The organism is Streptomyces hydrogenans (assembly GCF_014656075.1).
GTDB classification, from domain to species: Bacteria; Actinomycetota; Actinomycetes; order Streptomycetales; family Streptomycetaceae; genus Streptomyces; species Streptomyces hydrogenans.
Window position 1 is genome coordinate 40,749 of the sequence record NZ_BNBS01000043.1, and the last position, 23,588, is coordinate 64,336.

Consider the following 23,588-nt stretch of genomic DNA (forward strand, 5'->3'; position numbering starts at 1 on the left):
CGGGGGTTCGGTGCGGGCCGCCGGCCCGCGCGTCGGGGAGGGTGGGGGCGTACGGGCCGGAGCGAGGCGTGCGGAAGGCGGGCGGATGGGCGGGACGGGGAGCGGCGGAGAGGGCGGGGACCTCCGGGACGGGGGCCCGGGGGACGGCGGGCGCGCAGACGGGGCGGGAGGCGGGGTGCTGCGGTGGGGTTCGGCGGCGGAGGCCGGGCTGCTCGGGCGGGAGCTGGAGGGGATGGTCACGGACGTGAGCCGGTTCCTGGGACCCTCGCCGGTCCGTCCCTGGTGCGCGGGGGCCGTGCTGCTCGCGGGGCGGGGCCGGACGGTGGCGCTGCACCGGGCGGTCGGCTGGGCGGCGCGCTGGGCCTCGTACGACGAGGCGCGCGACGCGGCGGTCGGGCTCGCGCCGGAACAGCGGGTGCCGATGACCCCGGACACGGTCTTCGACGTGGCCTCGCTGACCAAGCTCTTCACCGCGATCCTGGCCGTGCGGCAGGTCGAGCGGGGCGCCCTGGACCTCGGCGAGCGGGTGGCGGCGTACCTTCCGGAGTTCGGCCGGGCCGGGAAGGCGGGCATCACGGTCCGGCAGCTGCTCGGGCACACCTCGGGGCTGCGGGCGGAACTGCCGCTGTACGAGGCGCCGGACCGGGAGGCGCGGCTGCGGCTGCTGTGGGACGAGGCGCCGCTCGACCCGCCCGGGACGGCATACCGCTACTCCGACCTCAACCTGATCGTGCTGCACCTGCTCCTGGAGCGGATCACCGGTCGCGGCCTGGAGACGCTGCTCCACGAGGGGATCACCGGACCGCTGGGGATGAGCCGCACGCGCTTCGTCCCGCCGCCCTCGTGGCGGGCGGGGACCGCGGCCACCGAGGACGCCCGCCGGCCGTGGGCGCGGCTCGACCGGGGCATGGTCCGGGGTGAGGTGCACGACGAGAACGCCTACGCGATGGGCGGCGTCGCCGGTCACGCGGGCGTCTTCTCCCGCGCCCGCGACCTCGCCGTGCTGGCCCGCGCCCTCCTCGACGGCGGCGCGTACGGCTCCGCCCGGATCCTCTCCCCCGAGTCCGCGCGCCTCCTCCTCACCGACGTCAACCCGGACTTCCCCGGCCACGCCCACGGCCTCGGCTTCGAGCTGGACCAGCGCTGGTACATGGGCGCGCTGTCCGGACCGCGTACCGCCGGACACACCGGCTTCACCGGCACCAGCCTGGTCCTCGACCCGGACGCCGACGCGTTCCTGGTGCTCCTCGCCAACGCGGTGCACCCCGTCCGCACCTGGCGCGCCGGCTCGGCCCCCCGGGTGGCCGCCGCCGACCGGCTGGCCCGGGCGATCCCCGTACGCCCTCCGGCCGGCGCGGGCCCCACGGCCTGGTTCTCCGGCATGGCGGCCCCCGGCGGCGCCACCCTCGCCCTCCCCGCGACGGAACCGGGCGCGGCCCGCCTCACCTGCCTCGTGTGGTGGGACACCGCGCCGGACACCGACCGCCTCGTCCTGGAGGCCACGACCGCCTCCGGCACGCGGCCCGTGCCCTTCCGCACCGCACCCCTCGACGGCCCGGCGGCCCCGCTCCCCCACCCGGACGGCACCGCCACCGGCTGGTCCGGCCGCCGCTGGCACCGCCTCACCGCCGACCTCCGACCCGGGCCGGCGGTCCGGCTCCGCTTCCGGTACGAGACCGCCTCAGCCACCGTCGGACGCGGGGCCTACGTGACCGCGCTCCGGCTCCTGGACGCCACCGGCCGGACCCTCTTCGACGAGACCCGCCCGACGGACGCCTCCCGCGTCGAGGCCGCCGGGTGGCACCGCTCGGCCGACTGAGGTCACTAGGGCAGCGTCACCACGGTGCCGGCGTAGGAGAGGCCCGCGCCGTAGCCGAGGAGGAGCGCCGTGTCGCCGCCGGCGGCCTCGCCGGAGCCGAGCAGCGCGTCCATGGCGAGCGGGATCGAGGCGCCCGAGGTGTTGCCGCTGTGGACGATGTCCTTGCCGATCACGGTGGTCGGGGGCAGGCCGATCCGGGACGCCATCGCGTCGATGATGCGGACGTTGGCCTGGTGGGGCACGAAGACGTCCAGGTCCTCGACGGCGAGGCCGGCCGCGCGCACCGCGTCCCGGGCCACCTCGGGCATCTGGTAGACGGCCCACCGGAAGACGCGCTGGCCGTCCTGGCGCAGCGAGGGGAACGGGACTCCCGGATCGTCCCGGAGCGCGGTCCACGGCGCGGACTGGGTGATGGCGTCGTCCTGGGAGCCGTCCGCGCCCCACACGACGGGGCCGATGCCGGGCGTCCGCGACGGACCGACGACCACGGCTCCGGCACCGTCGCCGAAGAGGAAGGCGGTCGCCCGGTCCCCGAGGTCCAGCACGTCGGTCATGCGTTCCGCGCCGATCACCAGGACGTGGCCGCCCCGGGCGCGGACGGTGTCGGCGGCGAGCGCCAGGCCGTGGACGAAGCCGGCGCATCCGGCGGACAGGTCGAAGGCCGCCGCCCGGGTCGCCCCGACGCGGTGGGCGATCCGGGCCGCCGCGGCGGGCGTCTGCATCAGGTGGGTGAAGGTGGCCACGATGACGCAGTCGATCCGCGCGGGGTCGGTTCCCGCCGCCGCCATCGCCTTGCTCGCCGCCTCCGCGCCCATCACCTCCAGGGTCTCGTCGGGCCCGGCCCAGCGGCGGTGCACGATGCCGGTGCGCCGGCGGATCCACTCGTCCGAGGAGTCGATGAAGCGGCACACCTCGTCGTTGTCCACGACGCGCCGGGGCCGGTAGGCGCCCACACCGAGGATGCGGGCGTGCGGTGCCCCTGCCGGGGCGGCGATCTGCGGTTTCACGGCACCTTCCAGAGGGTCGGGGGACGGGAGCGGCGGGAGGGCGCGGTCAGACCCGGCGCCACTGCGGGACCCAGGCCCCGTCCCGTACCTCGTAGTCGGCGAAGAGCGCGGGGGCCTCCTTCCGCATCAGCTCTCCGATCTTGTGGAAGACCAGCCGGATCTCCTCCTCGGCCCCGGGCGCGGTGCGTGACTCGACCGTGTGCCGCAGGGTCCGGATGTTCGCGGTCCAGACGAGGCCGGTGCCCACCCCTTCGGGGGCGAAGCGCCGCATGAACGAGGTCTTGTGCTTCTTCTCCGCGAAGGCGACGCCCTCGTCGTCGAGGCCGAAGTGCCCGGCCATCCAGGTCTGGAAGCGTTCGAGCTCGGCGAGCATCTCGTGCGCCCGCCGCATGAGTTCGGGGTCCTCCTGGGCCCAGTCGGGCATCCAGAAGGGCAGTTCCTCCAGGCGGACGAAGCGCAGCGACTCCTGGGAGACGGCCGTGCCGACCCGGTGCCGGACCAGCTCGTGGGTGAGGACCCGGCTCACGTCCTTCAGCACGAAGGTGAAGTTGACGTGCTCCAGGACCGAACCGTGCGCGCTGGCCAGGATGTTGCGCAGGTAGGCGTTCTGGTCGGTGCGGACGCGCTTGACGTTGGGGTTGAGGCCGGGCTCCCAGGAGCGGTAGCACATCCGGCCCGCGACCTCCGCGAGCGTCTGCGCGTCGTTCGGCTCCTCCTGGAGCCGCCCCTGGTCGAGCCGGGCGAGCCACTCCTCGCCTCCGATCTCACGGAGGTAGGAGGCGATCTCGTCGAGGTCGAGGGCGGGCCTCGCGATCACGGAGACCTCGGGTTCCACGGACTTCATGGTGCTGTACCGCCTTTCAGCGCGCGGGGTTCACGCGGTGCGGGTGGGGGTGTGGGTCACGTCGAGGCGCGTGGGGGCGCGGAAGGAGACCAGTTCGAGGAAGGGCGGGCGGTCGGCGGACGCGAGCCGCAGCCCGGGGAAGCGGGCGGCGGCCGCGCCGAGCACCACCCGGCCCTCGGCGCGCGCGAGTTCGGCGCCCGGGCAGCGGTGCCGGCCGAGTCCGAAGCCGAGGTGCGCGCGCCCCTCCGCGCGCATGGGGCAGATCCGCAGCGGTTCCTCGTGCGCCTCGGGGTCGGTGCCGGCGCTGGTGAACAGGAGGAGCAGTTCGGCCCCTTCGGGGAGGTCGACGCCGCCGAGGGTGACGGGCCGGCTCGTGATCCTGCGCCAGGCGGTCAGGGACGGCTCCCGGCGCAGGGTCTCCTCGGTCCACCCCTCGGCCAGGCCGGGGTCCCGGCCCAGCGCCCGCCACTGTCCTTCGGTCTCCAGGGCGCGGTGGACCGCCGTGCTGATCATCTGCGAGGTCGTCACGTGGCCGGCAACCATGAGGTTGGAGCAGACGGCGACGGCGACGTCCGGGGGCACCGGGGACCCGTCCGGCATGCGGACCTTGGCGAGGGCGCCCAGGAGGGAGTCCTCGGGGGCGTCGGGACGGGCGGCGAGCTCGCACAGCCAGGTGTAGAAGTCGGCGACCTGGACGGCGAGTTCACGCTGCCGGTCCTTGTCCGTACGCCCCCAGAAGAGGCCGATGAAGGCGTCCGTCCAGTCGGCGACCGTCGCGATGTCGGCGCGGGCCGCCTCGGGGACGCCCAGCAGCTCCAGCATGACCCGCACGGGGATGGTGCGGGCCGGGCCCCGGGCGAAGTCGTGTCGTCCGGTGGCGTCGAGTTCGGCCTCCATGAGGTCGAGTTCCTCGTGGGTGACCCGCTCGATCATGGGCAGGGCGGCCCGCACCCGCTGGGCGCCGAAGAGCCGGAGCACGGGGCCGCGCAGGACGGGGTGGCTCTCGGTGCTGTTGTTGAACAGCGCGGGCGGCAGGGTCTTGAACCCGGCCCGGTCGAGGATCCGCAGGGCGGGCAGGCGCAGCGGGAGGACCGAGCCGAGCGCGTTGTCGTTGCGGTAGGTGGTGGGGTCCAGGAGGACCCGCCGGACGTCCTCGTCCCGGCTGACCAGCCACAGCCTGGTGACCGGGTCGTGGTGGACGGGCGCGGAGCGGCGCAGCCGGTCGAAGACGGGGAACGGGTCGGCGGCGAACTCCTGGGAGAAGAGGTCGACGTCGGGGCCGGGGGCCGCCGCCGCGAGGGCGGCGGCGGCGGACGTGTCGGTGGTCATGGTGGCCGGCCCGGTCAGACCGTGGCCGCGGCGCCCACCAGGGGCAGCGTGCCGTCGGTCACCATGGTGCTGAGCGCCTGCCGGCGGACCTTCCAGGTGGAGGTCATCGGGATGGCGTTCCAGCGGCTGTGCAGCGGCGCGGCCATGGCGGGGAGGTCGGCCACCGCGCGCTCCCAGGCGCGGGTGTCGAGGGGCTCGTCGTCGTGGGTGGAGACGACCGGGATGGGGCGCCCCTTCTCGTCGCCGACGAGCACGATCTCGGTGAGCTGCGGCAGCCGCTCCATGAGGGTGTCCTCGACCCGCAGGCTGCTGGCGACGCCGTCGATGTGGTCGATCTCGCGGTCCAGCAGGTGCACACAGCCCCACTTGCTGCGGTAGCCGAGGTCGCCCATGCGCCACCAGCCGCCGGCGAAGCGCTCGGCGAACTGGTCGGCGCCGCCGATGATGCCGAGGGAGTGACCGTGGGTGCGGACCAGGATGGGGCCGACCTTCTCGGGACCGGTGGAGTCGATGAGCGGTTCGCCGATCTTCACCTCGGTGATGCCGCGGAAGGTGTGGCCGAGGCAGCGGCCGTCCGCGGTCTCGACCAGCTTGCGGGTGTAGGGCCGCAGGCAGACCGGGCCCGTCTCGGACTGGCCGTACCCCTGGATGTAGACGGGCATCCGGCGCTTGCTCGCGCCCAGCAGGATGCGCATGGTCCGCGGGTGCATGGCGTCGAAGGTGTTGATGAAGTACCGGATGCTGCCGAGGGGCGCGCGGGGGTCGTCGGCGAGCTTCTCCCACTGGATGAAGCAGTTGGGGTGCGCCTCCAGGAGGCCCGGCCGGGTCTCGGCGAAGAGGTCGGCGACCTTCTTCGGGTCCGGGTCGGTGAGCACCACGGTGTGCTGGCCGCGGGAGATCACGATGTAGAGGAGCGGCCACATCCTGGCGTGCACCAGGGAGACGCAGACGGCGCGGGTCTCCCGGGCGCGCATGATCTTGGCGGTCTTCAGCTGCGGCTTGAGGTGCCACCACAGGCTGCTCGCCGACTGCTGCACGAGCTTGGGCAGGCCGGTGGTGCCGGAGGTGTGGGTGACCAGGGCGGGCGCTCCGGCGTCGGTGCGCACGGGCGCCCGGTGCGGGGCGCCGGCGAACTCGGCCAGGGAGGTGCGGCCCTCGGCCTCGCCGCTGATCAGGAGCACCCTGCCGGCCGCCTCGGTGAGGTCGACGCCGTCGAGGGCGCCGCCCAGGGTGTCGGCGTCGGTGAGGAGCAGCGGCGGCTCGTCGAACTTGGTGAGCAGCTGGGCGACGACGTCGCCGTCCAGCCGCGGGGAGAGCAGCACCGGGACGGCGCCGGCCCGGGCCAGGGCGCAGGCGGTGAGGACGAGGTCGAAGGTGTTGGAGGCGAAGAGCACGACGTTCTCGCCGGTCCGGACGTCCGCCGCGGTGAGGCGGGCGGATATCTCGGCGACGTGCTCGGCGAGCCGGCGGTAGGTGATCTTCGTCCCGGACTCGGGGAACATGCGCAGCGTGTGGTCGAGGGTCATGTGGCTGTTCGGGTGCTGCGCGGCACCCATGTCGAACAGCTCGCCGATGCGAAGGGCCTCAGTGGAGGATGCGGACATGGGGGCGGGTCTCCAAACGGTGCGGGCGGGCGGGGCGGGCGGTGCTGACGGGCGGGCGGTACGGGCGGGGCCGCCGGGGCGTGTGGTCGCGCGGGAGTCCCCGGGCAGGCGTCGGCGGCTACGGCGTGACCTGCGGCAGTGCCGGGGACGCGGGGCGGGGCGGGGCGCCGGCGGCGGGTTTCCTCGCGACGACGACCTGGACGGCCTGGGCGGTGCAGACCTTCAGTCCGTCGTCGGTGGTGAAGACGGTGTCCACCCAGACGCGCCGGCCCTCGGTGCGGACGACGGTGGACTCGGTCCGCACCCGCCCTCCGGTGACGGGCAGCAGGAAGCGGGTGGTGAGTTCACGGGTGGCGAGCCACTGGCCGTCCTCCAGGACGGTGTACATGCAGACGCCGGAGTAGCTGTCCGCGACGGCCGCGAGGTACCCGCCGAACACCCCGCCGGGGCCGACCACGACCGGGTCCACCTCCCAGGTGCCCCAGACCCGGCCGTCCGCCGCCCAGCCGTCGATGCCGGGCAGGCGCAGGGCCTCGACGACGGCGGGCGGGTTCGCGTCGCCGGCGACGATCCGGTCCAGGAGCCGGTGGTAACTGCGCATGAGTCGTCCTTGCCGTCAGGTGCGGGCAACTGCCCAGGTCAGTACGGATCGTGAGGTGCGGACGCCGCCGGTCTCGAACCGGACGCCGCGCACGGTGAACTCCCCGGCGACGGGCAGGCCGCCGAGGAGGTCCACCGGGCAGGCCAGCTCCTTCAGCCCCCGGACCGGCTCCCCCAGCGCGCAGAGCGCCTTGTACAGCGACTCCTTCAGCGAGAACAGCGCGGTCAGGTGACGGGCCGCGCCGGGCCGTCCCGCCAGCCAGGCGCGCTCGTCCTCGGAGCAGACGAGCCGGGCCGCCGCCGGGGGCAGGGCCTCGGCCCGTTCGAGGTCGACGCCGACCGCGCGGATCCCCGGGCCGGCGCCGAGGCACACCGCCGTACCGGCGCGGTGGCTGATCGAGCCGGTGACGCCGGCGGGGAACCGCGGCAGCCTGCCGTCGGCCAGGACGGGTCCCGGCACGCCCAGCCGGATGAGACAGAGGGCGGCCGCCGTCCTGCCCAGCCGGAAGTCCTCGTGGCGGGCGGGCGGCAGCGTGCTCATCAGCCGGTGCTCCGCCTCGTGCAGGACGTGGGGCGGGGCGTGGGGCTCTGTGCGGGATGGTGTCTCCGGCGCGTGGGCGAGTCCGAGGACGGTTCCGGCGGGCGGGCCACCACCCGTCGCGACGGCGTCCGCCAGGTCCGGATCCGGGCCCGGGTCCGGATCCGCGGGCGCGGCCGGGGGCGGCACGGTGGCTACGCCGCGTCCTGGACCGGGGCGGGCGGGGCCGCCTCGCCGGTCGGCAGGAGCGCGTCGATGCTGGCGATGGTGGTGATCGAGGTGATCTCGTCGTCGTCCAGGGCCCTGCCGATGGTGTCCTCCAGGCGCATCACCGCCAGGACGATCTCGCCCGAGTTCAGCCCGGCCTCCCTGAGGTCCTCGTCGTCGGCGAGCGTGTCGAGGATCGCGGGCGCGGATATGCACTGGGCGAGGAGCGCGCGGCCGTTCATGAGGGGATCTCCTTGAGGGGGTTGACCAGCACCACGTTGCGCGTGGGGGCCGGTGACTGCTGATGGGTGTGGCGCACGGTCTCCAGGTCGGCCGGGCAGTCGCAGGGGACGAGCCGGTTGGGCACGGAACCGAGGCAGAACTCGACGAACTCCTCGGAGGCACCCTGCCGGAGGCCGAGCAGCGCGAAGACGGGGTCGACGACCTTCCACTCGCCGTCCTCGCGGACCTCCACCCAGGAGTGGTCGCTGCCGAGGATGCCCATGAGGTAGCCCTTGCGGGTGCGGGCCTCCAGGCCGGCGTCGGTGAAGACCCGCTCCAGGTGGAGGCTGACGCTGATGCAGTTGGCGGTGCCGTTGGCCCGGGCCGCCTCGGGGTCGTTGCGCAGCTCCGTGGGCATCGCCTGGTAGTACATGCGGCCGGTGCGCATCTCCTGGAGCGAGGTGTGGAAGGCGTCCCGGACGAGCGGGTCGCGCACCCTCCGCACGGCGCCGACGGTCCGTACGGTGGCGGTGAACTCGGCCAGCGGCGGGTGGCCGTCGACGGTCGCGCCGCGCGCGTCCACCGGACCGTCGGTCACCCGCTCGTCCCACGAGCGCCCGGCGAAGTCCCCGGCGGCCAGCGGAGCGAACTGCCAGGGCTCGCGGCAGCCGGGGTCGTCGGGGCAGGCGCCCAGGTTCCGGATGGCCCAGGCGCGTGCGTCGGTCCACTCGGACGGGTCGGAGACGGCGAAGCGGAACAGGTAGCGCTGCACCAGTTCCAGCACCGAGCCGCCCGACCCGGAGGCGGCGGCCACGTTGCGTATGTCGCTGTCGTCGAAGAGGACCCGGTCGCCTTCGGTGCGGTGGCGCAGCCCGGCCTCCATCAGGCGGTCCAGCACCTCGGGCGAGCAGCGCATGACGGCGAGAGCGCTGTCGCGGTCGGTGTCGAAGCGCAGGTACCGGTCGGGCGTGGGCACGATCCGGTGCAGGGCGTCGAGCCAGCCGTCCGCGCCCCGTGCCCCGGCCGGGGCCGGGGCGCCGGTGGGCCGGGTCACGTCCCGGACTCCCCCGCGGTCCCGTCCGCGGCCGGCTCGCCGCGCAGGGCGCGGACCAGGTCGTCCACGGTCTCGATGGAGAAGAGGGCGTCGTCGTCGAGGGCCACGCCGTGGGTCTCCTCCAGCGCGCTGACGATCCGCAGGAGCTTCACGGACTCCATGCCGGGGAGCGTGGAGAGTTCGGCGTCCGGGGCCACGGTGTCGGGCTCGAGGCCCAGTTCGGCGGCGAGCGCGTCGAGGACGGAGGCCGTGACGTCGGCGGGAGCGGTCGTCCCCACGTTCGGGTTCCTTTCGGTTCTCTGTTCCGCGGAGGTGGTCACGCACGACCACCGGAGCCGTCGGCGACGAGTTCGCCGAGGGAGGAGCGCAGCTTGTGGCGCTGCACCTTGCCGCTGCTGGTCTGCGGCAGGAAGCGGGTGGGGGCGAGGTGGACGGTGACCCGGTCGAGGCCCATGCGGGACCGGATCTGCCGGTGGCACTCGGCCACGAGCGCGGCGCGCTCCTCCTCGGTCTCCAGGGAGGTCTCCACGACGAGGGCGAGGTGGTCGTCGTCGGCGACGGCGGCGCACCGCTTGCGGAAGACCCCGGGGAGGTCGCGGACGACCGTCTCGGCGTCCTCCGCGTAGTAGTTGACGCCCCGGACGACGATCATGTCCTTCTTGCGGCCGAAGATGAACAGCTCGCCGTCGGCGACCACGCCGATGTCCCCGGTGCGGTACCAGCCGTCGGGCGACCACTCGTCCCCGCGCTCGCGGCGGTAGTAGCCGGCCATGACGGGAGGGCCGGTGATCTCGATCTCCCCGGCCCTGCCCTCGGGCAGGGGCCCGTCGTCGCCGCAGACGCGGACCTCGACGCCGGGCACGGGGTGGCCCACGCCGACGAGCGGGCGCGCGCCCGGTCCTTCGCCGGAAGGGACGAAGGTCCCTCCGGCGAGGGCCTCGCGGTCGACCCAGCGCACCACGGGCTCGCGGCGGGAGGGCGGGAAGGTGACGGTGAGCGTCGCCTCGGCCATGCCGTACACCGGACACATGGAGCGCGGCCGGAAGCCCCAGGAGGCGAAGGTCTTCTCGAAGGCGGCGAGCGAGTGGGCGTTGACGGTCTCGGCGCCGTTGCACCAGACCCGCCACGCGGACAGGTCGGCGGGCTCCAGCGGGGCCTCGGCCGCCTTGGCGGCTTCGACGAGCGCGTCGGCGAAGAAGTTCGGCGCGGCCGTGTGGGTGCACCCCTCGGCGGCGAACCGGCGGAGCCATTCGAGCGGTCGTCTGATGCCGCCGCGCGGCCGCCACAGCACCACGTCGGCGCCCGCGGACAGCGCGGTCAGCAGGCAGAACATGCCCATGTCGTGGAAGAGCGGCACCCACAGCCCCCAGCGGTCCTCGCTGGTGGTGCCGGAGGGGGTGGCGAGGGCGTGCAGGCCGGCGATGACGTTGGCGTGGGTGAGCGGCACGCCCTTGGGCCGGGAGGTGCTGCCGGAGGTGTACTGGATGTACGCCGGCCGGTCGGGGTCGCCGGAGCCCTCGGGCACCGCGGTCAGGTCCTGGGTGTCCAGGTCCTCGGCGGAGACGACGGTGACCTCGGGCAGTGCCTCGGCCAGGGCGCGGCGGACGCGGGCCAGGTCGGGGTCGACGACGAGGAGCCGGACGTCGGCGTCCTCCAGGATGCCGCGGACGTGCTCGATGTAGCCGTCCACCCCTCCGTAGCCGAAGGGGAGGGCGATGGACAGGGGCACCGCGTGGGCGTACTGGGCGCCGAAGAGCAGCTTCAGGAAGCCGCTGCCGTTCTGCATGATGAAGGCGACGCGGTCTCCCGGGGCGGCGCCCCGGGCTATGAGCCCGGCCGCGGTCGCGCGGGATTCGGCCAGCAGGTCGGCCAGGGAGAGGGTGCGGTCCTCCTCGACGAAGGTGAGCGAGGAGAGCGCACCTCGGCTCTCCATGAGCCGCAGTAACGTTTCGGTCATGTGGGAAGGTCCGTTCTGGCCGTGGGGGTCCACGGCCGGTCTCACGGCTTGGGGGCGGGCGCGGGGCGCGGCAGGAACCTGACGCCGAGGGCGACCAGGGCGGCGGCGGCCGCGAGCACGAAGGCGCTCACGCCGTAGGCCATCCGGTAGTCGTGGCGTCCGGCCTCCACGAGGTGCGTGGCCGCGGTGGTGTCGGTTCCGGTGACCAGGGCGTGGCACGGTCCGTCAGCGGCCGTGCCGCCCTCGCCCTGGGCGATGACGCAGGTCGTGAACTCCTGGGTGAGCCGGTCGGCCTGTTCGGGGCCCGCGGCGGCGGCGACGGAGGCGTGCACCGTGCCGGCCCGCTGCTCGGCGGAGCTCTCGGCGGCGCTGCCGAGCGTTCCGAAGAAGACGACGCCGATCAGGGCCACGCCCAGGACGGCGCCGACCTGCTGACCGGTGCTCAGCGTTCCGGAGGCGGAGCCGGCGTCCGAGCTCCGCACCGAGCCCAGGACCACTCCGAGGAGGGGGGCGAGGGCGATGCCGAGACCGAAGCCGGCGATGACGAAGGCGGGAACGAAGTACCAGCCCTTGAGGCCGTTCCCGGCGAGCAGGGTGGTGGCGCCCACGGCGACGTCGCCGACGGCCCAGATCAGTGCGCCCACGGCGACGGCCACACGGCCGCTGGTCTTCTTGGCGAAGGGGGTCGACGAGTAGTAGCCGACCATCGAGCCGATCGCGAAGGGACTCATGATCGCCGCGACGGCCAAGGCACTATACCCATAGGCGAACTGAAGCATCAACGACTGGTAGAGGAAGAACGACGCGATGCCCGAGTAGGCGAGCACGTACATGACCAGTCCCACGGTGAACGCCCGGTCCCGCCACAGGGACGGCGGCACGAGGGCCGACTGCGTCACCCGGTGCACCTGGGTGCAGCGGAGGTGGAAGGCGCCGAACAGCGGGAGGGACAGGACCATCAGGGCGACGGTCCACCACGGCCAGTCGCGCTCGTGGCCCTCGATCAGCGGGTAGATGAGGCAGCCGAGGGCGGCGGTGACGAGCAGCACCGACGGGAGGTCGAGCCTGCGGGCCTGCTCCGAGCGCGACTCGGGGAGGAACTTGACCGCGGCGAGCACGCCGAGCAGGCCGATGGGGAGGTTCAGCAGGAAGGCCGGCCGCCAGCTGCTGCCGAAGAGGTCGAGCTGGATGAGGACGCCGGAGATCATCGGGCCGGCGATGGTGGCGCCGCTGACGACCATGCCGAGGGCGGCGAACGCCTTGGGCCGGCGCTCGGGGGGCACGACCACCTGGATGACGGCGAGCGTCTGCGGGTACATGAGGGCGGCCGTGGCGCCCTGGAGGGCGCGCGCCGCGATGAGCACGGCGGGGCTGGTCGCGAAGCCGCAGGCGGCCGAGGTGACGACGAAGCCGACGAGGCCGACCACGAACAGCCGCCTGCGGCCGTAGAGGTCGCCGAGCCGGCCGCCGGTGATCAGGAGCACCGCGTAGGTGAGCTGGTAGGCGGCCACCACCCACTGGGTCTGGGCGAAGCTGGCGCCGAGGTCGCTCTGCAGGACGGGGGCCGCCACGTTCACGATCGAGGTGTCGGCGAGGACGAGGAACGCGGCCACCAGAACGATGGCCACGGCGACGCCCGGGGAGCGGGGTCGCGTTAAGTCCGAATTCAGCGGGGTGGTCGCGCTGGTGGTCATGGCACCTTCTGCCTTTTGTTGCGAATAGTGGGCATGCCAGGGTTGCCCACGGGTGAGGGGGCTCGCGTCGACACGGCGAATCACCCTACGCCGGGGGCATCCCGGAGCAAGCGAACAAGAGCGGGGGCGGGCTGGTTCAGATGGCGGAGATCCACTGCCGAGTAAGGTCCACCACACGTGGCGCACCCTTTTCGAGACGGCGGGCAAGTCCGTCAAGTGTCTGCGCCGCCAAGGCCTTTCTCCAGGCCATTTCGGCCTTCGTCATCTCGATCTGAACAATGCACGGAAGATTCACGTTGCTCAGGCCGGACTCGGCGATCACGCCGCTTTTGCGAATCTCCGCGCACTGGAAGAGGTCGGCACGGCCCTCCACGGCCGCGACGATGTCCATCAGGGTGATCTCGCTGCTGGGGCGCGCCAGCGAGAAGCCACCGCGGACCCCTGGCGTGGAGCGCATGATCCCGGACTTCACCAGGGCCTGGAGCTGCTTCGTGAGGTAGGCCTTCGGGAGTCCATGGAACTCGGCCAGGGCTCCGGCCTGCATCAATGTCCCAGGGGGGGCGCATGCCAGCGTGAGGCACACATGGACTGTCCACTCGACCGTCGACGACATCTTCACGACACTCAGGATAGCAGTTGTCCTGGTTCCGGCCCAGGCCCGGCTCCGGCCGGCCCGCCCCCGAACGCCGTTCCCCGGCATGCCACTTCGACTCCGTAATCCGTTCATATGCCGATGCGCGACGGCTCCGGCAAAGGAGCACAGACGCTCCGGAAACCGCACACACGGGGATGCGATCCACGTGACGTCGGCCACAGGGAATTACACCGGAGGGAAGCCCTGCCGGGCCGCCCGGCGCAGTTGGCCCAAGGGTTAATTCGCGTAGAGGGACCCCCCTTGGAGTCGCCTCTACATTCTTGACGCCGAAAATGACGTCCCGTAAGGTCCCGACCCGTGCTGCGCCCTGTTGACCAAGGGAGGGCGGCCAACTTCACCACCAGAGCGCGACGTTGCACTTTGGTTGTCACCGAACCGGACCGACCCGGCGGTCGCCGCCCTTGTAGGCGCGCGGATTCGACCGCCCCTTCGGGAACCACCCGCACACCGGAATTCGCCCCATCGTGCGCCCTCGGCCGAGTCGCCGTTCCAGGGCCCACCCAGCAGGACTGGAGTTCATCACGCATGGCAGCCGAGGGAGTTACCCGAGGACCCCGCGCCTATCGCGCTATGACGGAGGAGGAGCGGCGCGCGCAGTCCGAGCAGACGAACGGCGAGCCGGTCCTGGACTTCAGCGTGGGCCGTGTCAACGAGAACAGCACCCCGTACATCGACTACCACAGCGTCGACGCGCTCCTGAGCCTTCAGCACCCGCGCACCGAGGAGCCGGCGGAGCTGACCTTCTACATCACGGGTCAGGTCCAGGAGCTGCTGTTCAAGCTGCTGTTCACCGAGATCAACCGCGTCCGTGACCTGTTGTTCGACGACAGGATCGACGACGCCCTGTGGTACCTCCGCAGGATCGAGCGCACGCAGCGGGTGCTCACCGCCTGCTGGGAGCCGGTCAGCACGCTGACCCCCCGGGAGTTCGCCAACTTCAGGAACGAGCTGGGGTCGGCCTCCGGCTTCCAGTCGTACATGTACCGGCAGCTGGAGTTCTCCCTCGGCAACAAGGTCCGCCGGATGGCCGAGGCGTACCACGCCGTCCCCTGGCTGCACGAGCAGGTGACCGCCGTCCTGGAGGCGCCCAGCCTGTACGACGCGACACTCGCCGTGCTGCACCGCAGGGGCCGGATCCCCGAGAAGTGCGTGCCGGTGGAGTTCGCGGAGCCGTACGTGCCGGACGCGCTCGTGGAGGAGGCGTGGGGCGCGATCTACCGGTCACCGGAGGAGGACCCCCAGCTGCACGCCCTCGCGGAGGCGCTCTCGGAGCTGAACTACCAGTACTCCCGCTGGCGCACCACGCACCTGCTGGCCGTCGAGCGCATCATGGGCCACAAGCCCGGCACCGGCGGCACCCTGGGCGTGGAATGGCTCCGCCGGGTCGCCGAGCACCGCTTCTTCCCCGAACTCTGGTCCGTCCGCACGGAGTTCTGATGCCGACGCACGACGGACCTGACACACTCGTCTACGGCCCCTACGACCAGCGCACCCTGGACCGGCAGTATTCCCCCAGCTCCCGCGTCGACGACATCGGCGTGTTCCTGGACGAGTACGCCGCACGCAGCGCCCGGACCAGGAGCGCGCTCGCCGTCCGCGCCGGCGTCCCGTACGGCACCGAGCCGTGCGAGACGCTGGACTTCTTCCCGGCCGCCCGTCCGGACGCCCCCCTCCTGGTGTTCGTCCACGGCGGCTACTGGCAGGAGCTGAGCAAGGACGAGTCGTCCTTCCCGGCCCGGCGGACCGTGCCGGCCGGGGCCGCCTTCGCCGCCCTCGACTACGGTCTGGCTCCCGCGTACCGGCTGGAGGAGATCGTCGCCCAGGTGCGCCGGGGCCTCGACTGGCTCGTCGCCCACGCCGCCGAACTGGGCGTGGACGAGCGCCGGATCGTCCTGAGCGGCAGCTCCGCCGGGGCCCATCTGGTGCTCATGGCCCTGCTGGACGACTGGCGGCCGGCCGGCCGCCACCCGGCCGACGCCTTCGCGGGCGCCGTCCTGCTCAGCGGGGTCTACGACCTGGAACCGCTCCGGCTCACCTACGTCAACGAGCCCCTCGGCCTGACCGAGGAGACCGCCCGCCTGATGAGCCCGCTGCACCGGCTGCCCGAGCGCCTCCCGCCGCTCGTGGTGGCCCGGGGCGGCGCCGAGACGGACGAGTTCCGCCGGCAGCACGACGACCTGGTGGCGGCGGTCACCGGCCGCTCGCCCGAGGTGCGCGAGCTGGTCGTCTCCCACCGCAACCACTTCGACATCACCTTCGACCTCGACGACCCCGCCACCGCACTGGGCGGGGCCGTCCACCGCCGACTGGGGCTGACGGCCGCGTGAAGACGGCCCCGCCGCCCCTCTCCCCACCACCGACCCACTGGGGGTTACACAGCCATGACCACTGACAACCGGATCAAGAGCATCGTCGTGCTCGGCGGCGGCACCGCCGGGTGGATGTCCGCCGCCTACCTGGGGCGCGCCCTGGGCGACACCGTCAAGATCACGGTCCTGGAGGCGCCCGCGATACCCAGGATCGGCGTCGGCGAGGCCACCATCGCCAACCTCCAGAAGGTGTTCTTCGACTTCCTCGGACTGCGCGAGGAGGAGTGGATGCCGGAGTGCAACGCCAGCTTCAAGATGGGCATCCGCTTCGTCAACTGGCGCACCCCGGGCGCCGGCCAGTCCGACGGCCGCACCTTCGGCCAGGGCAAGGACCACTTCGACCACCTCTTCGGCCTGCTGCCCGAGCACGACAACCTGCCGCTCTCGCACTACTGGACGCACAAGCGCCTCAACGGCCTCACCGAGGAGCCGTTCGACCGCGCCTGCTACCCGCAGCCGGCCGTCTTCGACCAGAAGCTCTCCCCGCGCTACCTCGACGGCACCAAGTGGGCCAGCTACGCCTGGCACTTCGACGCCAACCTGGTCGCGGACTTCCTGCGCCGCTTCTCCACCCAGCGCCAGGGCGCCGTCCACATCGAGGACAAGTTCGTCAGCGCGGAGATCGACCAGCGCGGCCACATCACCTCCATCAGGACCGAGGGCGGCCTGACCCTGGAGGCCGACCTCTTCGTCGACTGCTCCGGCTTCCGCAGCCTGCTCATCAACCAGACGATGAAGGAACCGTTCCTGGACATGAGCGACCACCTGCTGAACGACCGCGCGGTCGCCACGCAGGTGCCCCACGACGACGAGGCCGAGGGCATCGAGCCCTTCACCTCCTCGATCGCGATGTCCTCCGGCTGGACCTGGAAGATCCCGATGCTCGGCCGCTTCGGCACGGGCTACGTCTACTCCAGCCGCTTCGCCACCCAGGACGAGGCCACCGAGGAGTTCTGCCGCATGTGGGGCCTCGACCCCGAGACGCAGCCCCTCAACCACGTCAAGTTCCGCGTCGGCCGCAACCGCCGCGCCTGGGTCAAGAACTGCGTGGGCATCGGTCTGGCCTCCTGCTTCCTGGAGCCGCTGGAGTCCACCGGCATCTACTTCGTGTACGCGGCCCTGTACCAGCTCGTGAAGAACTTCCCCGACAAGCGCTTCGACCCCGTCCTGACCCACCGCTTCAACAGCGAGATCGAGACGATGTTCGACGACACGCGGGACTTCATCCAGGCCCACTTCAGCTTCGCCCCGCGCAACGACACGCCGTTCTGGCGCGCCTGCAAGGAGCTGGAGCTCGCCGAGGGCTTCAAGGAGAAGGTGGCGCTCTACAAGTCCGGCCTCGGCGTGAACCTGCCGATCACGGACGAGAGCGGCTACTACGGCAACTTCGAGGCGGAGTTCCGCAACTTCTGGAGCAACGCGAACTACTACTGCATGTTCGCGGGCCTCGACTTCCTGCCCGATCACACCATGCCCGCGCTGGCCCACCGCCCCGACTCGATCGCGACCGCGGAGGCCAAGTTCGCCGAGGTGAAGAAGCGCGAGGAGGAGCTGCTGCGCACCCTGCCCAGCACCTACGACTACCTGCGCCAGCTCCACGGCAAGTAGAGAAGCCGCCGGCCGCCCGGGCTCCAACCCCCGTGCCCGGGCGGTCGGCCTCCCCCTCCCGACACCGACAGGATCTCCGTGAGCGCCCCAGAACTCCTGCTCCGAGCCGCCCATCTGCTGGCGGTCCTCAGCGTCGCGGTACTGGTCGTGCGCGCCGGTCGGCTCATGGCCCGCGCCACCCGCCAGCCCGAGGTGATCGGCGAGATCGTGGCCGGTCTGCTGATCGGCCCCGTCCTGCTCCACCTGGTCGGCCCCGGGACCTTCCGTACGCTCCTTCCGGAACCCGTGCTCGGCGACCTCAGGACGATCTCCGAGGTCGGGCTCGTGCTGTTCATGGTGGGACTGGCGGGCCACCTCGACACGGGCTCGGCCCGGTCCCGGTCCAAGCCCACCTGGTGGCTGGTCGCCGGATCGTTCCTGCCGTCGTTCGGTGCCGGACTCCTGCTCTCCGGCTGGATCCTGCTCACCGACGACCGGGCCGCCCGCGGCACCGCGCCGCTGGCCTCCTTCCTGCTCGTCGTCGCGGTCTCCATGTCGATCACGGCCGTGCCCGTCCTGGCCCGGATCCTCGACGACCGGGGGCTCGTCGACACCGACACCGGCCGCACCACGCTCCTCGCCGCCGTCGTGATCGACTGCCTGGCCTGGCTGCTCCTCCCCGTCGCCGTCGGCCTGCGCTCCGGCGACCTCGGCGGCTTCCTCAAAGCGGCCGGCGTCCTCACGGCGGGCGTCCTGGTGGCGGTGGCCGTCCGCGCGCTGCTCGGCACCCGGCCGCTCGTCCGCGGCTGCGAGCGGGCGCCCCGGACGGCCGCCGTCCTGCTCGCGCTCTTCGCCGTCGCCCTGGCCTTCGCCATGAAGGAGCACGGCATGACCGCGATCGTGGGCGCCCTGCTCGCCGGACTCGCCGTCCCCCGCCGGCACAGCCGGGCGTGGCGGCGCCCGGTGGCGGGCGTGACCGCAGTCGGGCACGGACTGGTGCCCGTCTTCTTCGTGGTCAGCGGCGTCACCGTGCTGACCGACGCGCTGGCCTCCGCGTCGTCCGTCCTGATCGCGCTCACCGTCCTGCTCGGGATCGCCGGCAAGGGGATCGGCGGGTACGCCGGTGCGCGCCTTGGACGGTACGGGCACTTCGACTCGCTGCGGGCCGGGGCGCTGATGAACACCCGCGGGCTCACCGAGCTGATCGTGCTCCAGCTCGGCTACAGCGCCGGGGTGCTGACCGGCACCCTCTACCTCGCGCTCCTCGTCATGGCCCTGGTCACCACGGCCCTGACCGGGCCCGCCCTGCTGGCCATCGACCGCGCCGAGCACCGCCGTCTGCCGGACCGGGACGCGGCGCCCGGCCTCGCACCCGCGAGAGGAAACGTTCCTTGACCGACATGTCGACCACGACTCCCCAGCCGGTGGCGCCCGGAGAGTTCCGCACCCTGATGTCGGAGTTCCCCACCGGGGTCTCCGTCGTCACCACGCACGACCGCGAAGGACGGGCGTGGGGCATGACCTGCTCCTCGCTGTGCAGCCTCAGCGTGTCGCCGCCGACGGTCCTGGTCTGCCTGCGCGCCGAGAGCCCTACGCTCGCGGCCCTCCTGGAGAGCGGGACCTTCGCCGTCAACCTGCTGCACGGCGAGGAGCGCTCCACCGCCGAGCTCTTCGCCTCCGGTGACGCCGACCGCTTCGACCGGGTGCCGTGGAAGCCCGGCCCCGGCGGCCCCCACCTCCTGGACCAGACCCACGCCATCGCCGACTGCCGGGTGAGCCGGACCGCCGACGGAGGCACCCACGTCGTGGTGTTCGGCGAGGTCCTCGGGGTCACCACCGCCCCGGACCGCCCTCCCCTGCTCTACGGACGCCGGCGCTACAGCAGCTGGCCCGAAGCCTGACCCGAGCCGCCCCGGCACCGGGCGTCCGCCGACGCCCGCGCCCGCCCGCCGGCCCCCACCCGATCGGAGAGACACCCAGATGACGAGCCGAGCCACCGCCGAGCGGCTGGACCGTGCCGACCCCCTCGCACCCGCCCGTGAACGCTTCGAGCTTCCCGCCGGCGTCGTGTACCTGGACGGCAACTCCCTCGGCGCCATGCCGGCCGGCACCCCCGCCGCCCTGGACCGCACCGTGCGGCGCCAGTGGCGCGACCACCTGATCAAGGGCTGGACCGACGACGGGTGGCTGGACGCGCCGATGCGGGTCGGCGACCGCATCGGCCGGCTGATCGGCGCCGCCCCCGGGCAGACCGTCACCGGCGACTCCACCTCCGTCCAGCTCTTCAACGCGCTGACGACGGCCGCCCGGCTCCGGCCGGACCGCCGGATCCTCCTCTCCGACGGAGACGGCTTCCCCACCGACCGCTACCTCGCCGCGTCCGTCGCCCGGATGCTCGGCCTGGAACTCCGCCAGGTGCCCATGGCCGAACTGCCCGCCGCCCTGGACGCGTACGGCGACGAGGTCGGCGTCGTCCTGGGCAGCCCGGTCGACTTCCGGACGGGCGAGACCCACGACGTCGCCGACCTGACCGCACGGACCCACCGCGCGGGCGCGGTCACCGTGTGGGACCTCTGCCACGCCGCCGGGGCACTGCCCCTCGCGCTGGACGCGGACGGGGTCGACCTCGCGGTCGGCTGCAGCTACAAGTACCTGTCCGGAGGCCCCGGCGCCCCGGCGTACCTCTACGTCGCCCGACGGCACCACGCCGCCGCCGACCAGCCCCTGACCGGATGGCTCGGCCACGCCGCGCCCTTCGCCATGACGCCCGACTACCGCCCGGCCGACTCCATGGCGCGGTTCCGCATCGGCGCCCCGCACATCCTGTCGCTGTCGGCCCTCGACGCCGCCCTGGACGTCTTCGACGACGTGTCCGTCGCCGACATCCGGGCCAAGAACACCGGGCTCGGACGGTTCTTCATCGAGTGCTTCGACGCCCGCCTCGCCGGCCTCGGCTTCGAGCTGGTCACCCCCCGCGACGACGCGCGCCGCGGCAGCCAGGTCACGCTGAGCCACCCGGACGCGGCCCGCCTCATGGACCAGCTGGCCGCCCGCGGAGTGATCGGCGACGTACGCCCGCCCACCCTGCTGCGGTTCGGCTTCAACAGCCTCTACGTCTCGTACACGGACATCCACGACGCCGTCACCGTCCTCGGCGACCTGGCGGAGGCGAACCGCCGCCCGCACGACCGGACGGCACCCGCGCAGCGACTCATCGGAGAGACCCATGTGGCTCAGTGACATCCTCGACCGCCACTGCCAGCAGCGCGGCGACGCGCACGCCGTCGTGGAGGGCGACCGCGCCCTCACCTGGCTGGAGCTCAGGTCCGCCGCGCACTCGCTCGCGGCCCACCTGGACGAGACCGGCATCCGGCACGGCGACCGGGTCGCGGTGTACTCGCGCAACCGGATCGAGGTGGTCGTGAGCTACTTCGCCCTGGCCCACCTCGGCGCGCCCTTCGTCCCGGTCAACCACGCCATGTCGCCCACCGAGTTCGCCGACGCCGCCGAGCGCATGGAGATCCGGCACGTCCTGGGCGAGCGCCGCCCGGTGGAGAGGCTCGGCCTTCCCGAGGACCGGACGACCGTGTTCGACACGGAGGAGTTCCAGAAGGTGCTCGTCGCGGGCCGGGCCGCACCGCCGCTCGCCGCCTCGCTGGACGACCCGCTCGCGGTGCTGCTCACCTCCGGCACGACCGGCAGGCCCAAGGGCGTGCTCCAGACGGCGGGCGCGCTGCGGCAGATGTCGCTCTCCTGGCTCGCCCAGGCCCGGGTGGACGACAGCGTGCGGCTGCTCAACCTCAACTCGCTCTCGCACGGCAGCATCACGGCGACCCTCCACTACGTCGCGGCCGGCGCCACCCTGCACGTGATGCGGGAGTTCCAGCCCCGGGCGGTCCTGCGGCAGATCACCGAGCGCGGCATCACGCACGTCTGGGCGGTGCCGCAGATGCTGCGCTTCCTGATGATGGCCGTCGGGAAGGACGCCACGGTCCCCAACGGGCTGCGCGAGATCATGTTCGGTGCCTCGCCGATGAGCCCCGAGCTGCTCCGCGACGCCCGCCGGGCCTTCGGCTGCGCCTTCCGGAACGTCTACGGGATGACGGAGGCGGGCGGCACGTTCTGCACCTGGCTGTCCGGGAAGACCGAGGAGGAGGACGGCGGCGTCCCGCTGGAGTCCAGCGGGCGGAGCGTGCCGGGCATCCGGGTGGAGATCCACGACGAGGAGAACCGTCCCCTGCCCCCGGGCGAGGTCGGCGAGGTGTGCGTGCTGGCCGTGGGCCGCATGTCGCACTACGTCGGCGACGCCGAGGAGACCCGCCGCACCGTCGTCGACGGCTGGGTCCGCACCGGCGACCTGGGCTGGATGGACGCGCACGGCTACGTCCACCTGAAGGACCGCAAGAAGGACGTGATCAAGCGGGGCGGCCAGAACGTCTTCCCCGCCGAGGTCGAGAACGCCGTCGCCGCCTTCGACGGGGTGGCCGACGTCGCGGTCATCGGCGTCCCCGACGACGTGTGGGGCGAGGTCCCGCTGGCGTTCGTCGTCGTCGAGGAGGGCGCCGCGTTCTCCTCCGACGCCCTCCTCGCCTTCCTGCACGGCCGCCTCTCCTCGTACAAGCTCCCGAAGGAGGCCAGGACCGTGGCCGAGATCCCCCGCAACGCGGCCGGGAAGATCCTCCGCCGGGTGCTCGCGGAACAGGCCGGCCCGGCCCGGTGACCGCCTCCCGCTCCGGCGGCGCCCGCGGATCGGTCGCCTGCATGGGGGCCGGTCCCGCCGGCCTGCTCGCCGCCACCCAGATCAAGAAGGCCCGGCCCGACTGGGACGTGGTCGTCCACGAACGGTCGCCCGAGAACGTGACGTACGGCTACGGCGTCGTCTTCTCCGACACCGCCGTCCGCACCATCGAGTTCATGACCCCGTCGCTGGGCGCGGTCCTCACCTCCCAGGTGACCTGGGACGACGTCGAGATCCGGGCGCACGGCCGCCGGTTCCGCAGCGCGGGCCACGGCTACGTGGCCCTGTCCCGGCACCGGCTGCTCTCCGAACTGGCCGGGCAGGCACGCGCGGCGGGGGTCGACCTCCGCTACGAGTCCCCCGTCGAGCTCGACGCGCTCCGTGACCGGCACGACCTCGTCGTCGCCGCCGACGGGGCGCGCAGCCGGACCCGCACGGCGCTCGCGGCCGAGCTCGGGGCGCGCGTCGGACACGGCACCTCGCGGTTCGCCTGGCTCGGCACCACCGCCGCGTTCGACGCCATGACCTTCATCTTCGAGGAGACCGAGGCGGGCCCCGTCGTCGCGCACGGCTATCCGCACGGCGACGGCGTCAGCACCTTCGTCGTCGAGGTGCCGCGCGGCAGCGGCGGGGCGCGGGAGGACACCGAGCGGGATCTGGGCCACTGGTCACGGGTCTTCGCCGCGCACCTCGACGGCCGCCCCCTCCAGGCGAAGGACCCGCGCTGGGCGCACTTCCCCACCGTGCGGCTGGACCGGTGCGTGCACGAGAACGTCGTCCTCATCGGCGACGCGGCGCACACGGCGCACTACTCGGTGGGCTCCGGGACCCGGCTGGCGCTGGAGGACGCGTTCCTCCTCGGCCAGGCCCTGGGGCGCGACGACTCCCTGGCGACCGCGCTGGCCGAGTACCAGCGGCGGCGGATGCCGGGCGTCCGCGAACTGAGGGCGGCGGGCGAGCGGAGCATGCGCTGGTTCGAGCGGGCGCCGGAGCATCTGGCCGGGCCCGCGCCGCGGTTCGCGGTGCACCTGCTCAGCCGGGCCTCGCTGCTGCCGCTGGAGCGGATCGCGGCCGACGCCCCCGCGCTGGTGGCGGAGGCCGCGGGGCTGTCGGCGGAGGAGGCGCCGTCGTCCGCCGAGGTGCTCGCCCGCCCCCTGGAGGTGGCCGGGACCCGGCTGCCCGGACGCCTCGTCCGGGAACGCGTGCCGGTCGTGCCCGGCGCCGGAGGACGGCCCGGGGAGGCGGCGTACGACTGCGACGTCGTCCCGGCCGGGGACGCGCCGGACGCGGGCGCGGCCCCCGGCGCCGCGCCGCTGCTCGTCGTCGACCTGGGGCCCTGCCCCCGGGACCCGGCCGAGGCCGAG

The 23,588-nt window shown here is 73.2% G+C and carries 21 protein-coding genes; 9 read left to right on the top strand and 12 right to left on the bottom strand.

What is annotated here, in order from left to right; all coding sequences use genetic code 11:
- The first annotated feature begins 85 nt into the window (after window positions 1-85).
- Window positions 86-1,819, top strand: coding sequence for a serine hydrolase domain-containing protein (locus IE321_RS19585; protein ID WP_372470313.1), 1,734 nt, complete (start codon window positions 86-88; stop codon window positions 1,817-1,819).
- A gap of 5 nt (window positions 1,820-1,824) precedes the next feature.
- On the opposite strand, the gene IE321_RS19590 is transcribed toward IE321_RS19585, so the two are convergent.
- From IE321_RS19590 to IE321_RS19645, 12 genes are all read right to left on the bottom strand, one after another.
- On the bottom strand, window positions 1,825-2,826 hold the full coding sequence (locus IE321_RS19590; RefSeq protein ID WP_190223890.1) for a beta-ketoacyl-ACP synthase III: 1,002 nt from the start codon (window positions 2,824-2,826) through the stop codon (window positions 1,825-1,827).
- Window positions 2,827-2,872: 46 nt separating this feature from the next.
- On the bottom strand, window positions 2,873-3,670 hold the full coding sequence (thyX, locus tag IE321_RS19595) for an FAD-dependent thymidylate synthase (RefSeq protein WP_190223891.1): 798 nt from the start codon (window positions 3,668-3,670) through the stop codon (window positions 2,873-2,875).
- A 30-nt stretch (window positions 3,671-3,700) separates the two neighbouring features.
- Complete coding sequence (locus IE321_RS19600) at window positions 3,701-4,999, bottom strand: cytochrome P450 (RefSeq protein ID WP_190223892.1); 1,299 nt, start codon at window positions 4,997-4,999, stop codon at window positions 3,701-3,703.
- A gap of 14 nt (window positions 5,000-5,013) precedes the next feature.
- Window positions 5,014-6,603, bottom strand: coding sequence for a class I adenylate-forming enzyme family protein (locus IE321_RS19605; protein ID WP_190223893.1), 1,590 nt, complete (start codon window positions 6,601-6,603; stop codon window positions 5,014-5,016).
- Window positions 6,604-6,721: 118 nt separating this feature from the next.
- Entirely contained in the window at window positions 6,722-7,204 is a 483-nt protein-coding gene (locus tag IE321_RS19610; protein WP_190223894.1) for a PaaI family thioesterase, read from the bottom strand.
- 15 nt (window positions 7,205-7,219) lie between these two features.
- On the bottom strand, window positions 7,220-7,744 hold the full coding sequence (locus IE321_RS19615) for a 4'-phosphopantetheinyl transferase family protein (RefSeq protein ID WP_190223895.1): 525 nt from the start codon (window positions 7,742-7,744) through the stop codon (window positions 7,220-7,222).
- Between the two features lie 191 nt (window positions 7,745-7,935).
- Complete coding sequence (locus tag IE321_RS19620; RefSeq protein ID WP_190223896.1) at window positions 7,936-8,190, bottom strand: phosphopantetheine-binding protein; 255 nt, start codon at window positions 8,188-8,190, stop codon at window positions 7,936-7,938.
- Window positions 8,187-9,224 carry a transglutaminase-like domain-containing protein gene (locus IE321_RS19625; RefSeq protein WP_043220239.1) on the bottom strand — a complete coding sequence of 346 codons (1,038 nt, stop codon included), beginning with the start codon at window positions 9,222-9,224 and terminating at the stop codon, window positions 8,187-8,189. The genes IE321_RS19620 and IE321_RS19625 overlap by 4 nt, the downstream gene beginning before the upstream one ends.
- Window positions 9,221-9,502, bottom strand: a complete 282-nt coding sequence (locus tag IE321_RS19630; protein ID WP_190223897.1) for an acyl carrier protein — start codon at window positions 9,500-9,502, stop codon at window positions 9,221-9,223. Before IE321_RS19630 ends, IE321_RS19625 begins: the two co-directional genes overlap by 4 nt.
- 38 nt (window positions 9,503-9,540) lie before the next feature.
- Window positions 9,541-11,181 (bottom strand): AMP-binding protein, encoded by a 1,641-nt coding sequence (locus IE321_RS19635; RefSeq protein ID WP_190223898.1) that lies wholly within the window; start codon window positions 11,179-11,181, stop codon window positions 9,541-9,543.
- Between the two features lie 41 nt (window positions 11,182-11,222).
- The gene (locus IE321_RS19640) at window positions 11,223-12,875 is read right to left on the bottom strand and encodes an MFS transporter (protein WP_079021818.1); all 1,653 of its coding nucleotides are present in this window, start codon (window positions 12,873-12,875) and stop codon (window positions 11,223-11,225) included.
- A gap of 136 nt (window positions 12,876-13,011) precedes the next feature.
- Window positions 13,012-13,488, bottom strand: a complete 477-nt coding sequence (locus tag IE321_RS19645; protein ID WP_051841655.1) for an RrF2 family transcriptional regulator — start codon at window positions 13,486-13,488, stop codon at window positions 13,012-13,014.
- 612 nt (window positions 13,489-14,100) lie between these two features.
- Here IE321_RS19645 and IE321_RS19650 point away from each other — a divergent pair.
- From IE321_RS19650 to IE321_RS19685, 8 genes are all read left to right on the top strand, one after another.
- Window positions 14,101-14,967 (top strand): tryptophan 2,3-dioxygenase, encoded by an 867-nt coding sequence (locus IE321_RS19650; RefSeq protein ID WP_079021817.1) that lies wholly within the window; start codon window positions 14,101-14,103, stop codon window positions 14,965-14,967.
- The gene (locus tag IE321_RS19655; protein WP_043220233.1) at window positions 14,967-15,857 is read left to right on the top strand and encodes an alpha/beta hydrolase; all 891 of its coding nucleotides are present in this window, start codon (window positions 14,967-14,969) and stop codon (window positions 15,855-15,857) included. The genes IE321_RS19650 and IE321_RS19655 overlap by 1 nt, the downstream gene beginning before the upstream one ends.
- Before the next feature lie 54 nt (window positions 15,858-15,911).
- Window positions 15,912-17,507 carry a tryptophan halogenase family protein gene (locus tag IE321_RS19660; protein WP_043220229.1) on the top strand — a complete coding sequence of 532 codons (1,596 nt, stop codon included), beginning with the start codon at window positions 15,912-15,914 and terminating at the stop codon, window positions 17,505-17,507.
- A gap of 78 nt (window positions 17,508-17,585) precedes the next feature.
- Complete coding sequence (locus IE321_RS19665) at window positions 17,586-18,881, top strand: cation:proton antiporter (RefSeq protein WP_190223899.1); 1,296 nt, start codon at window positions 17,586-17,588, stop codon at window positions 18,879-18,881.
- A 5-nt stretch (window positions 18,882-18,886) separates the two neighbouring features.
- On the top strand, window positions 18,887-19,387 hold the full coding sequence (locus IE321_RS19670) for a flavin reductase family protein (protein WP_190223900.1): 501 nt from the start codon (window positions 18,887-18,889) through the stop codon (window positions 19,385-19,387).
- Window positions 19,388-19,466: 79 nt separating this feature from the next.
- Window positions 19,467-20,726 carry a kynureninase gene (kynU, locus tag IE321_RS19675; RefSeq protein ID WP_190223901.1) on the top strand — a complete coding sequence of 420 codons (1,260 nt, stop codon included), beginning with the start codon at window positions 19,467-19,469 and terminating at the stop codon, window positions 20,724-20,726.
- Window positions 20,713-22,206 carry a class I adenylate-forming enzyme family protein gene (locus tag IE321_RS19680; protein ID WP_190223902.1) on the top strand — a complete coding sequence of 498 codons (1,494 nt, stop codon included), beginning with the start codon at window positions 20,713-20,715 and terminating at the stop codon, window positions 22,204-22,206. The genes kynU and IE321_RS19680 overlap by 14 nt, the downstream gene beginning before the upstream one ends.
- 41 nt (window positions 22,207-22,247) lie before the next feature.
- Window positions 22,248-23,588, top strand: a 1,341-nt coding sequence (locus tag IE321_RS19685; RefSeq protein ID WP_190223903.1) for an FAD-dependent monooxygenase, incomplete at its 3' end; no start/stop codon positions are given.